At 26.4% G+C, this 14,111-nt stretch carries 11 protein-coding genes; all 11 read right to left on the bottom strand.

Translation table 11 applies throughout. The annotated features are described in order from the left end of the window. Positions 1-13: 13 nt before the first annotated feature. Positions 14-1,351 carry a prenyltransferase/squalene oxidase repeat-containing protein gene (locus AC07E4_RS12355; RefSeq protein ID WP_430828624.1) on the bottom strand — a complete coding sequence of 446 codons (1,338 nt, stop codon included), beginning with the start codon at positions 1,349-1,351 and terminating at the stop codon, positions 14-16. A 122-nt stretch (positions 1,352-1,473) separates the two neighbouring features. Further along, the gene (locus tag AC07E4_RS12350) at positions 1,474-3,441 is read right to left on the bottom strand and encodes a cell wall-binding repeat-containing protein (RefSeq protein WP_430828623.1); all 1,968 of its coding nucleotides are present in this window, start codon (positions 3,439-3,441) and stop codon (positions 1,474-1,476) included. Positions 3,442-3,526: 85 nt separating this feature from the next. Beyond that, the gene (locus tag AC07E4_RS12345) at positions 3,527-4,276 is read right to left on the bottom strand and encodes a DUF4430 domain-containing protein (RefSeq protein ID WP_478216552.1); all 750 of its coding nucleotides are present in this window, start codon (positions 4,274-4,276) and stop codon (positions 3,527-3,529) included. 454 nt (positions 4,277-4,730) lie between these two features. After that, positions 4,731-5,960, bottom strand: a complete 1,230-nt coding sequence (locus tag AC07E4_RS12340; protein WP_430828621.1) for a prenyltransferase/squalene oxidase repeat-containing protein — start codon at positions 5,958-5,960, stop codon at positions 4,731-4,733. A 52-nt stretch (positions 5,961-6,012) separates the two neighbouring features. Then, positions 6,013-6,702, bottom strand: a complete 690-nt coding sequence (locus tag AC07E4_RS12335) for an ECF transporter S component (RefSeq protein WP_430828620.1) — start codon at positions 6,700-6,702, stop codon at positions 6,013-6,015. Continuing rightward, positions 6,703-8,319, bottom strand: coding sequence for an ABC transporter ATP-binding protein (locus AC07E4_RS12330; protein ID WP_430828619.1), 1,617 nt, complete (start codon positions 8,317-8,319; stop codon positions 6,703-6,705). It abuts the gene before it with no gap. Next, on the bottom strand, positions 8,310-9,212 hold the full coding sequence (locus tag AC07E4_RS12325) for an energy-coupling factor transporter transmembrane component T family protein (RefSeq protein ID WP_430828618.1): 903 nt from the start codon (positions 9,210-9,212) through the stop codon (positions 8,310-8,312). The genes AC07E4_RS12330 and AC07E4_RS12325 overlap by 10 nt, the downstream gene beginning before the upstream one ends. A 23-nt stretch (positions 9,213-9,235) precedes the next feature. Further along, positions 9,236-10,261: a cell wall-binding repeat-containing protein gene (locus AC07E4_RS12320; protein ID WP_430828617.1), complete on the bottom strand. Its 1,026-nt coding sequence runs from the start codon at positions 10,259-10,261 to the stop codon at positions 9,236-9,238. A 65-nt stretch (positions 10,262-10,326) separates the two neighbouring features. Beyond that, positions 10,327-11,919: an Ig-like domain-containing protein gene (locus AC07E4_RS12315; RefSeq protein ID WP_478216551.1), complete on the bottom strand. Its 1,593-nt coding sequence runs from the start codon at positions 11,917-11,919 to the stop codon at positions 10,327-10,329. Positions 11,920-12,019: 100 nt separating this feature from the next. Further along, complete coding sequence (locus AC07E4_RS12310) at positions 12,020-13,081, bottom strand: prenyltransferase/squalene oxidase repeat-containing protein (RefSeq protein ID WP_430828615.1); 1,062 nt, start codon at positions 13,079-13,081, stop codon at positions 12,020-12,022. Positions 13,082-13,129: 48 nt separating this feature from the next. After that, on the bottom strand, positions 13,130-14,111 hold a 982-nt coding region (locus AC07E4_RS12305; RefSeq protein WP_478216550.1), incomplete at its 5' end, for a DUF4430 domain-containing protein.

The raw sequence follows: 14,111 nt of genomic DNA, 5'->3' as shown, positions 1-14,111 counted from the left end.
TTCTCCCCCTTATTTAATTAACTGGTATAACAATTTCTTTTGCTAAATTGTTCATATCATTAAAATTATCCCAAATAAATATCTTTACCTCATAATTGCCTTCTTTAGGTAACTTTACATTGACTTGTAAGTTTTCTTTTTCATCAATATCCAATTTTTTACTTGAAGCTGCATATTTAACTATTTTATTAGTATTTTTATTGTATAAACTTACTATGAGTGTAATTTCTTTTTCATTTTTTAATTTATTTAATGCTTCTATTTTTATTTTTGCCTCTCCACCTAGTTTAAACTGCTTATCTGATGTTAAATTATTTATAAATAACCCTTCTTTTTCTTCTAAATTTTTTTCAAATTTACAAAGATTTTTTATATCATATAATGCAGTATTATTGGTTTTTAATTTCTTATATGCAGCAAGAGCCATAAAGGCTTGATCTGTTGCCATTTCATTTAATTCATCTAATCCAAATTGTTTGGTATGTGCAAAACCACCATCTTTTGTTTCATAACTTAACAATAGTTCTATTAAATTTTTATTATTTTTTGTGAATTTGTCACATATTACAGGATCAATTCCTAGTGAGCAAAGAGCTATTATAGCTTGTGATAAACTTTCACTAGATCCATTTTCATTATATCTTCCTACTAATTCTCCTTCTTCATTTTGCATTTCAACTATTCCAGCTATTCCTCTATCTATTGCTCCTTTTACATTTTCTTTCAAATTATAATATGGAGCCAATGCTGTTATTACCATGGATGTGGAATCACAATCAAAATCACTTCCAAATTTATTCCATGTACCATTTTCTTTCTGACTTTGGAGTAAACTTTTTATTGCATCTTCCTTTTTTAATTTCATATCTTCTGAAAGCTTAAAATCATCACAATTAAGTGCTAATAGTAAATATAAATTTGAATATATATCTTCTCCAATCTGATAACTACTTAAATCTTCAATCAAATTATGACCTTGAATATTAGTTGCTTCTACCCCTGACGCTGTAATAGCCAAAATTGCCTTACAACACTCTGTTGCTTTTTCATATTTTCCAATTTTTTTTATTTCTTCTATTTTATTTTTAATATAACTATCTGGCATCAAAGTACCTAATGCACTACACGAAACTGCTATATTATCATTTCTATCTTTTTGAAATCGTTCATTTTCTACCAATGTTAATACTCTTGAAATTGCATTATCAATAACTCTTTCATCATCTTCATTTACATTTGCTATTTCACTGGCATATACAATTGAAGAATTTATTATATCGAAATTAGCAAATGTACTAGTACCTATCATTGTAAGGGCCATGAACATTGCTAAAAAACTTTTTCTTTTCATCTTATTTCCCCCATAACTCTAGTAATAATGTATTAGTTTTTTAGAAACTTGTTTACAACTCTACCTTTTTAGCAAACCCTTATACTTTCATAATATATAAGGGTTTAAAATTTCTATTCTTGTTAATTAATATTAAATTCAAAGTTTATTGGAGTTTTATTTACTTTACATACTCCTTTATATTTTCCTTTATCTAATTCAGTTCTTAAAGTGTATTTCCCATTATTCAAAGATACCTGATCTATATACACTAATGAATTTTTTTCATCTAAAACTTTTATTGTAACTACACTATCATTTTTGCTAGAATCTTTAATTTGAAAATTTACTTTTTCATTATTGCCTCTCACTTCAAAAATAATATTTTCTTGCACTTTTCTAAATATAACCTCATCTTTTCCAGTAGATGTACCTTCACCAGAAGTATTTCCATCTTGATTACTCTCTTTAACATTTATATCTTTTTTATAAATTGATCCATATTTTTCAACTGTAATAACATGTTTTCCCACTTTATTTATCTTAATTACTGCTTGTCCTTTTGTATCAGTAGTTACTACCTCAACTCCATTAATTTTTATTGATGCACCATATACTTTTCCTACTGATAAATCAACATTTACATTAAAACATTCATTTGCTTTAACCTCATTTGGAATACCACTTACGTTTAGCTTTGGCTTTTCACCTGGTGATACTAAACTAGTGTAATCCCATTTCTCATATGCTACGTTTATAGTATCTTTTTCTTTTATTCTAATATCATTTGCTCCTACATTAGCTCTTTTTCCATTAACATATATAAACCAATCAGCAGACAAGTAACCATCTTTTATTTCTTTTTCTGTTAGTTCATTGAATTCTTTTCTTTTTGTTCCATTAATTTCACAAATAAAACCATTTTTGTCTTTTACTTTTGCATTTTCTCTTAAATAATACATAACACTTTTCTTATCAAGAATCTTCAGATTTTTATTAACAATTTCATTTCCATCTGTAGTTACTAATAATTTAAATTCCCCTTGTTTAACTTCAGTGTTTAAATTATTATCTCCACCAATCCCTGAACCACCAGCATCATTTCCACCATTACCTTTATCTTCTTCAATTTTACTATTTGTTATTTTATCTAAAACATTTTCAGGAACTATCTTTTCTCCACCTATAGCAATTAATTCACTTTTATCTTCTAATTTAGAATTAACATATGTATTTAATTCACTATTAATCTGTTTATTTGTTAGTACTATTGGTGATTTTGTAAATGCTGCTAATGTTGATATTGCTAACGCATCAGGAAAATCTTCTCCTGTTGTAAAGTAAATCTTTTCATATTTAATATCTTTATCAAATTTTAGTAACACATTTTTATTGGTCAAATATCTATTTAAGCCTGAAACTCTCTCTATATTCTCTATACCACTTATAGCATTTTCACTTATTACACCTACTCCACCTATAGCATATGTATTTTCTATATTATTTTTAATCATATAATTTTTAATTTCTCTAGAAATTTCATTTCCATTTGTATATATTATGGGTGCTCCTTTTTGTGCCGCTATAGATGATATTGATAATGCATCAGCATAAGCATATCCATTAACTATAAATAATTCCTTAGCTCCACCTAATTTTTCCGCAACTTTCAATGCTGTTTCATATCGTGTTTGTCCATATATTCTTTCTATATTATTTACATTTATATTTTTGAGTTGGACTTCTACTTCATTACTTATTACTTTTTCCCCACCTAATATAAATATTTTTTTCGGATTTAATCTTGTAATTTCATCAACAACCTCTTGTTTTAACCTTTCTTTTCCACTTAATATAATTGGTCCATTTAATTTTTTTGCAAATGGCGCAACTGTTAATGCATCTGCAAAATCATATCCTTGTACAATAAATACATATTCTGAACCATTTTCCCATCCACTTTTACTAATTTTTATAGAAGTTTCTATTCTATCCTTCCCATATATTCTGTCTTTCTTAGATATTGCAAATGTATTAGTCCAGCTAATTAACATAAAAAAGCTAAGAAATAATATAAAAATACTAGTCTTTCTTTTAAATAATTTCGTCATAAGTCTTTCCCCCTTATTTTATACTTTGAAATTTCCCTTAATTTAAAATTATATAAAAATTCTAAATTCACTTTTAAAATGATATTTATGAAAACTCCCTATTATCCCATTCATGAAAATCAATCAAAATGATATCACCTTCTTTTGGATAAACATCATTTGCTCCTAAAGAAGTTTTTTCTCCATTTAAATATATAAACCAATCGATTCCTAAAATATTTTTTTCTTTTTGTTCAACAGTTTTCTCTGCTTCTGGTATAGGATACAGATTATGTATGCCATTTATCTCATATATGAATCCTCCAGTTTCCTTTATTGATACATTTTCTCTTAAATAAGTCATTGCACTTTTATTATTATCAATTTTTAATGTAAATTCACCTATAACTTCCTGATTTTTCCCAGTATATCCCTTGGATTCCCTAGTTACTATCATAGTAAATTTACTTTCATCTAACTTATTATCTTGATTTAAATTTGCTTCCTTTTTTTCTATAGTTTCTTTTTGTTTTTCTACAGCAATACTTTCTTTTGCAGCTTTTTCTTTTGACAATTGATTATCTTCATCACTATCAACATTTAATTCACTTTTTTCTTGTTTATTCACTTCATTTTTTTGCTTCTTTACTTCATTTTCTTGTTTTTTTACTTTTTCTTCTTTCCTGTTAGTTTTTTCTTTATTTTCAACTTTCTCATTTTTTTCTTCAAGCTTACTCTCTATTTTAGTTCTATTATTGTTATTATTTTCTAATTTATTATTTGTGATACAACCTACGCAAGCCAATATAATAAAACTTATAATGACAGATATAAGCATCTTGTATTTTTTTTTCATAAAACTCCTCCTTTTTTTATATTTTACATTGATAAATTTTTAATAATTAAAATCTTTAATTTTATTTTTTTTAACAAGCACATAGCAATGTTTATTTCATAATCTACTTAATTCCTATTTTTTTTTATTTTAGCTTTTTAATAACAAGAAAAAAATTTACCTAATTTCCAATATTTACTTTTATCAACATTGTATTACAGCATTCGTATATTTTCAACATACTTTGACATTCCTTCTTGTTATCATGTAGTTAATATATTAACTATGTTTCTTGTTACCACTATTTAAAAAACTTATTTTCACCAAACTTTTTTGTAAAATTTCATTTTCACGTAAAAATAATAAAATTAATATTTCCATCTACAATTTTAAAATATAAAAAGGTGATTTCTATAGAATACATTTTATAGAAATCACCTTTTTATATTTTATAACATTATCTAATTTTTGTTATTTAAAATTCATATAAATTTAGTCTTCCATTTTTTAACTCTTTATATGCTTCTAATGCTAACAATGCTTGTTCTGTTGCCTTTCCATTGCTATTTCCTTCATATATGTGTTTAAATCCACCATCATCACTTTTAAATGTTAATAAAGCATCTATAAGATTTTTACCACTTTTAGTAAATTCACTACTTGTTGGATCTATTCCATTTGCACATAAACCTATTATAACTTGTGAAATACTTTCACTATTTTTTATTTTATATGAAGAAAATGTTCCATCATCATTTTGCATATCACTTAAAAGCTTTATAGCATTATTAACATCATCTTTTACTTTTCCATCATCAGTATAATTATGCAATGCTGTTAATGCCATTCCTGTCATATCTGGATCAGCCTTTATACCTGCAAAATCCCATCCTCCATCATAAGTTTTCATTTCAAGTAAAGTATTGACTAAACTTTCTCTACTCCAAATTGAATTATTAGGAATTTCATAATTTCCAGAATCTAGAGCTATTAATGCAAACATCACTGCATTGGGTCCCTGATTTTTTATATCCTTATTATTGTATATATTATCTAAAAAATTCACATTATTAAACTTAATTGGATTTTCTCCAAGTGCTGATAAAAGCATAGTAGTTCTTTGATAATCTGTTGGCTGCATTAGCAACCCATCATTTATAATATCTATAACCTTATTAATATAGTCTTTTGATATATTTTTGTTGGCTTTTGCTAAAGCCATAACTTCCCAATCACTTTCTAATCCTTTATCTATAATATATTTTGATACAGACTCTATATTATTTTCTACAACACTTTTATATTCATAAATCCCATTGTTGTAGCATAAACTTTCTGCATCTACTTTAAAAGTGAATTCCTTTGATGACTTTATATTTTTTTTATTTTGTGACTTTATGTTTTTTCCAATCTTTAATGTATATACTTCTTTATCTTTGTATCCACCTTCTGGCGGATATATTAATAATGTATTATCCTCTTCTAATTCTATTTTTATAGGAATTTTTGTTTTATTTTCATCTAAAATTACTATTTCTTCATCTAAGTTACATGTATTCACTTCTTTATTAAACTTTATTGTCCATACTTTATTTAAATTATTTGTTTCTGCATCTATATCAATTGCATTTGCTTTATATGTAATTAATGTGGATGTAACAAGTATGGAACATAATATTTTTAATACTATATTATTCTTTCTCACAACTAATCCCTCTTTCTATACTTAAACTAATTTAGTTTTATGCATTTTAATATTATGATTTTATTCTAATAACTGAATTTCTTTTATTATATCGCTCTAATGAATTTATAAAAGTTCTTCCAAAAAAATATGAGAATAATACATTGCTAAATGCATGCATAGTATCAAACCAAAAACTTAATATATTTCCAGTAATTATAGTATTTACTGTGATGGGTCTTATGAATTCAACAACATACCATTGATTTAAAATAGTTCCATATATATATCCCCAAATACCACAAAGTAAAATAAACCTTGGAAGTTCATTCTTCTTTATAAAATTTCTGCATTTCCCAAAAAATACTCCACAAAGTCCCCATCCTAGTATTTGCCACAAAGTCCAAGGACCATGTCCTAAGAAAAAATTTGAAATAAAAGCACACATTGCACCTACCATAAATCCGTTTACTGGACCTAATGTATAACCTGATACTGCTACAATAAATGTTACTGGCTGAAAACTTGGAATTGCAGCACATGGAACTCTTAATACACCACCTAGTGCTGACATTGTAGCTACTGCTGCCATAGTTCTTGCACTAATTTCTCTATTTTCAAACAATATTATAAATGTTCCTATAATGAAAATAGTAGATATCTCTACTGCCTTTTCCATTTTAAAATCAGCATATGTCATAATTAAAGTTATTATTATATATAAAATTACTATTATAGGTCCTAATTTAAATTTTCTTTTCATTTACATCACCTTCAAAAGATTTATAGCATCTTCAGACTTTATTACATTGCATTTATTCTTAAACACCTTAGATATTTGTGGAGAATAATATAGTGAATCACATAATACTTCTGTTGCTTCTCCACTAGCAACAATTTCTCCATCAAACATAAGCATAACTTCATCTGCATAATCTCCTAAAAAATCTGAATCATGAGTTATAACTACAATAGTTTTCCCTTCACTTATTAAGCTTTTCATTATTTTCCCTAAGCTTTCTTTTGCAAGTGAATCCATTCCTCTCGTTGGTTCATCTAAAATAAGTATTTCCGGATCCGTAATTAGTGTACATGCTATTGCTGTTCTTTGCTTTTCTCCTCCACTTAAATCTCTAGGATTCCTATCTTTTAAATGTATTAAATTAAGTTTCTCAAGTATTTCATATACTTTTTTGTCATCATACTCTCCTATATTTTTCAAAGTATATCCAACTTCATCAAACACCGTTTCTCTTCCAAAATAATCATTAGGATTTTGTGATAAATATCCTATTTTCTTTATTTTATCTTTCATTTTTATTTTTTTAATATTTTTACCATCAACTTCAATATTTCCATTGTATTTATTTATAACACCTGAAATTATTTTAAACAAAGTACTTTTACCTGCACCATTTTCACCCATCACGCCAAGAATTCTTCCTTTTCTTAGTTGAAAACTTATATCTTTTAATGTTTTGCTTCCTTTTTCATATTCAAATTGTATTTTTTTTACATCCATTATAATTTCTGAATTAAACTTATTTTTTTTTAATTTATTTTCAAAATTACAATCTTTTATTATATTTCTTCCTTCCTTTACGGTTACAGGAATATTTTCCATCTTAGCTTGTCTAAAAATATAAGATATATTAGGTAAATGGTATTTTTTATCTATATATTGTGGTATATTATTGGGTTTTCCCTCTCCTAAAATACAGCCATTTTCCATAAATATTATCCTATCAGCCATATGAAAACATTTATCCAATCGTTGCTCTACAAGTATAATAGTCTTCCCCATATCTGTATTCAATTTTTTTATTGAATTTAACACTTCTTCTGCACTTATAGGGTCTAGTTGTGATATAGGCTCATCAAAAACTATAATGTCTGGATCCATAGATACAACTGAAGCTATTGCAACTCTTTGTTTTTGACCTCCTGATATTTCTGTTGTTTGCTTTTCTTTTATTTCATTTAATGCTAATAAAGATATAACTTCTGCTACATTTCTTTTCATAAAATTCATGTTTTTATTTAAATTTTCAAGTCCAAATGCTATTTCTCGTTCAACATCTTGAAGTACAATTTGCTTCTCTGGATGTTGATATACCATTCCTACAGTTTGGGCAATTTCCGAATTATGAACAAAATCTATATCCCTATTTTTTAAATACACCATTCCTTCTAAAGTTCCGCCATAATAGTTAGGTATAAGCTTGTTTAAAAGCCTTATAAGTGTAGATTTTCCACATCCTGATGGCCCTACAATAAGTACTATTTCACCTTCATTAATTTTTAAATTAATGTTTTTCAATGCTTTATTTTTACAATCTGGATAAGTAAAACTAACATTTTCTATATTTATTATTTCCAATTTTTCCACCACCAATTTATGAAAGTTGGTATAAATGTGCTTAAACACAATATAATACCTTGCTTTGAAATAGTATCTTTAAAACTATCCATTTGATTATAAAACTCAAAAGTATTTAATCCTATAGCTGTAATCCAATATGTATAAATTATTATAAATCCACATATCAAAATTAAAATTCCATCCCAAACAGTATATTTCTCTCTAAAGTAAGAACTTCTTTTCTTAAGTGCACCATATCCTCTCGAATGCATAGATTCAGCCATATCTTCTGAATCTTCAAGACTTGATAAAAATAATATATTAGCTATATATCCACTAGATTTAATTCTTCCTCTAAATTTTTTCTCTGAAAATGAATTACCTCTAAGCTTTTCAACTTCTATAATGTTTTCATATGATTTCATCATAGTAGGAAAAAGTCTTATAGTCATACTCATTAATAATGAAGACTTTTTTAAATATTTAGAAAAAAAACCAAACATTCTATCTGGATGTATTATTAAATTACCAAATCCAAATATTATCGTTATAACAATCATTCTAAATCCACTATCAACACCAAACATAATGGCTTCTTTTGTTATTCTCATAGTTCCAAGTACCGGTATATTTATATGACCTTGATATAATACAGTTTCACCATTATGAACTATAATTGGATTTAATAACATTAGCATAATAGCGAATGGAATCATTATTTTTCCATAACTCAATACATCTTTAATTGAACCATCTACATATATAGCTGATATTATTCCTGTAAATATTAATCCAATATATATTGGATTTTTCAATTTTAATACTATTATTAAATATGTTATTATTAACAATGTTACTGTAAATGGATGCACATTTTGAAAAAATGTATTTCTATTTCTATAAGTGAACATAAGAACACTTCCTTATCTTTCTATTAGATTAAATTTATACTTTTTAATGCTATTTCTATTACATCAAAATCTGATATGAAATTATCTAAAATACTTTCTGGAACAACTTTTTCTCCACCAATAGCTATTAATTTAGTTTCACCTGTAATATTTTCATTAATTAAATTTTCAATTTCCTTACCTACATTTTTATTAGTTAAAATAACTGGTGATTTTTCTTTTGATGATAGTGGCGCAACTGCTAGTGCATCTGCAAAGTTATTTCCTGTTACAAAATATACATTATCAAATTTTAATTCATCTTTGAAATTCTTTAAAACTTCACTGTTAGTTAAATATCTATTATCACCATATATTCTTTTTGAATTTTTAACTTCATTAACAACACTATTACTAAGAACACCTTGTCCACCAATAAAATAAGTGCTTTTGATATCATTGTTATTTATATAATTTCTTACTTCACATTTTAGCTCATCTTTTTTAGTATATAAAATAGGACATTCCATCTCTGCTGCTATACTTGATACTGATAATGCATCTGCATAAGTTTCTCCATTAGTTATAAAAACTTTTTCTACTTTACCTAACTTTTCAGCTACTTTTAAAGATGTTTCATATCTATTTTCACCATATATTCTTTCTACATTTTCAACCTTCAATACTTTAAGTTGATTTTCAACCTTTCCTGGAATTACTCCTTCTCCTCCTAATATAAAAATGTTCTTTGGATTCAATCTTTTAATTTCATTTATAGTACTTGTTGATAACTCACTTTTCCCATTTAATATTATTGGTGCATTATACTTTTTTGCAAGAGGTGCAGCTGATAAAGCATCTGCAAAATCATATGCTGCTGCAATCACTACAGAATCTGCACCCTCTTTCCACCCCTTCTTACTAATTTCTATAGATGTTTGTATTCTATCATTTCCATATATCCTATCCTTATTTGAATTTTCTTCTGCGAAAGTATTTGTTGTAGTACTTGATATTATTCCTAAGCTCAATGCTAATACAAATAATTTTATCTTTAATTTTTTATTCATAAATTTTCTCCCTATTCAATTATTATTTATACTGAAAAACACAAAATCTCTTCACATAATTTGATTTATTTTATTTTCATATCAATTCTATTTGATAAACTATTCATATTTTCCATGTCATCCCATGCAAAAACTTTTATATTATATTTTCCATGAGTAGGTATTTCTATTTTAGTTTTAAAGTTTTCAAATTCTCCACCATTTATCATGCCTTCAATTAAATCATAGCTTATCATTTTATTATCTTCTTCATTATATAATGCTATAATTAATATAAAATTTTTGTCTTCTTTGAAATTATTAATAGCTTTAACTTGAATTTCAGCTTCATTTCCTAATTTTAATTCTGAATTTGGTGTTAAATTAACTATTTCTATAATATTTTTTTCATTTTTAACTATTTTTACCTTACATTTAGCCATCTTGTTTCCATCTTTTGTGATTGCTGTTATGACAGTAGTTCCTTCACTTATACCAGTTATATTACCTTTCATATCCACCTTTGCTATATCTTCATTATCACTTGTCCACTCTATATCCTTATTAGATGCATTTTCAGGAATTACACTTGCTTTTAAAATATGCTTTTCGTTTTCTTTTAAAGTTATTTCATCTTCTTCAAATAAAATTTTTTCAACCGGTATAATATTATCAAAATTTTTCAACAAATATACAGAACCTTTTTTCCCTTCTATAAAGTTTTTATATGCTATTAACGCCAACAGTCCTTGTTCTGTAGCCATCCCATTTGAATCTTCCATCTTAGCATCTTTTTGATGTGAAAATCCTCCATCTGCTGTTTCAAATTCAAAAAGTAAATCTATTAAATTTTTATCTTTTCTTATAAAGTCCTTATGAGTTGCTGGGTCTTTTCCTATTGAACAAAGTGCTATTATAGTTTGAGATACACTTTCACTAGATGCTGAAGTTGTTTTATCACTGCCTTTAAATTCTCCATTTTCATCCATAGTTTTGCTTAATGCTATAATTGCATCATCAACAGTTTCCTTAACATCACTATTTTTTTCATAATATGAAGATAACCCCGTAATTGTCATTGCTGTTGTATCTGGATCTACTCCATTTATACCATTCCATCCACCAGTTTCCTGATTTTTTTTACTTAATATACTTTCAACTATTTTTTCTTTTGAAAAATTTGAGTTTGTTGGCACTTGAAAATTTCCACATTCCATAGCTATAATTGCAAATGTTTTAGCAAATAAATTATGATCTTTTTTAAAGTTAATTTCACACAATTTATTTATAAGATTTATTCCACCTATATTTGTAGTATCCCCATCTGCTGCAGTTACTGCCAAAATAATTCTTCCATAATCTGTATTAACTCGAAATGTATCATCATAATCTTCTCTTATTTTTTTATCTACTTCTTTTAAATAATCTTCAGAAATTTTTTTTCCTGCTGCCCCAAGGGCTATAGCCTCCCAATCGCTCAAATCTTTTGATTCTTTTCTCATTAAAATATTGCTAATTTCATTTATTTTGTTATTAACTTTTCCTTCATATTTATTTTTAATACATTCTGTAGCTAACACTTCATACTGACTAAATCCTAATATGCTTACACTAATATTTATAAATATCATAGAAAATATAATTAATTTAGCAATATAATTTTTCCACTTTACTTTCATAAATAAAACCCTCTTTAATTAAAATTAATAAAATATTAAATCATAATAACTTAGTATGTTTTAAGTTATTATGATTTAATTGCAATTTTCACATTTTTAATTATTTAAAATTTTTAATTAAATATATTGAACCCTCTTTACCACTTTTTAATTGTTTATATGCTGAAAGTGCTCTAAATGCTTGTTCTGTAGCCATTCCATTAAGAACATCCCCATTCTTTTTATCATGTTCAAATCCGTTATCTTTAGTTTTATACTCTAATAATAAATCTAAAATATTTTTACCATTCTTACTAAACATTGTAGCATCTGTTGGGTCTATTCCAACTGAACATAAAGCTATTATAGTTTGTGCTAAACTTTCACTAGATCCATTTGGAGTCCAAGTTGTTACAAATTCTCCATTTTCACTTTGTTCTTTACTAAGAGCTCCAATAGCTTTATCTATGGCATCTTTAACTTTATCATTATCTTTATAATATGTTGACAAAGCTGATATAACCATTGTTGTAGTGTCTACATCAATGGAACTTCCCCAGCTCCAACCACCAGTTGGTAATTGTTTTTTTACTAATCTGTTTACTAAGTCATCTTTACTAAATAAACTATTTTGTGTCAATTCAAAATTTCCACAATCTAATGCTATAAGACCAAACATTTGAGCAAAAATATTTTTTTCCTTTTTTAAATCTCTTGTACATAAATCTTCAATTAAATTATATCCACCTATATTTCTAGGATCTTGTCCTGCTGATACAACACCTATAATTACTCTTTCACAATCTGTAACAGATTTAAATTTACCATCTTCCCCAAATAATGAACCATCTCTATTTTGTATTTTTTCTGTTAAATTTTTAATATATGATTGTGGAATTTCCTTATTAAAACTTGATACTGTAAGAGCTTCCCAATCTCCAAACTCCTTGCTATACCAAACACCTGAATCCTTTGTTATAAGATTGTTTAGTCCATTATTTACACATTGATCAATTATTTTTTCATAGTCTTTTGATATATGCTGCCTTGATTCTACTATATAATTAGCTTGTCTAACTTCTGCAGCAAATACATTACCACCTATTATTCCCATATTACTTGTTGTTAAAACGGTGTTTGCAATAATAAATGCAGCTAAACCTCTTTTTAAATTCTTATTCATAATTTTTCCCCCTATACTAATAATTGTAACTAATGTTACACTTAAAATTTATTTTATATTAATTTTAAAATTAATTAATATACCTTTTACACTACACTTTCCCCAATATTTTCCTTTGTCCAAAACTGTATTAAATTCACATTTTCCATCTATAGTTTTACTTTGATCTAAATATACATACTTACCTTTTTCATTTAACACTTTAATTGTTACTGGTAAATTTAAATCTCTCTTGTATTCATCTATACAAAATTTTATTTTATTTCCTTCGACTCTTTTAATTATTAATGATTTTCCATCAACTTCTTCAGTTGTTAAAATTTCTTCCTTAATAATAACTTCTATTTTTGCACTTGTTCCATATTTTTCTACAGTTATTATGTGTTTTCCCGGCTCTTCTATTGATAATTCAAAATCTCCATTTAAATCTGTTTTTCCTACTAACTTTCCATCTACTTTTACATCTGCATTGTATACAGCCTTATTTACACAAGAAACTCCAATTTCAAATTCTTCTCCACTTGACATTTCATCATCGTCATAGTTTTCTAACATCAATACTGGCAACCCTTTGTAATCCGGTGCATACAAATCATGCCAATCCCAATCTCTATATTCAAATGTTAATTTGTCTCCTTTTTTTACAAATACTCCTGCAGCTCCTACTGGTGTTTTTTCTCCATTCAAATATATAAACCAGTCTTTCCCTAAAACATCTTTTTTTCTATCTTCTATGCTAAGTTTTTCTATAAGTACATTCTTTAAACCATTAATTTCATAAATAAATCCATTGTCTACTTTTACTTTTGCAACTTCATTTAAATAATCCATTGCTGATTTTTTACTATCTACTTTCAGAGTTTTGCTTAACATTTTTGTTCCATTATTTAAAACTGCTAATTCAAATTCTTCACTTTCTGGTTTTGATGGAACTTCTGGTTTTGTAGTTTCGCCTTTAATAATAACTTCTATTTTTGCACTTGTTCCATATTTTTCTACAGTTATTATATGTTTTCCTGGCTCTTCTATC

Source organism: Clostridium amazonense, from assembly GCF_056431285.1.
Note: the sequence above shows the minus strand (reverse complement) of the source record. Positions and strands in the feature narration are given on the sequence as shown.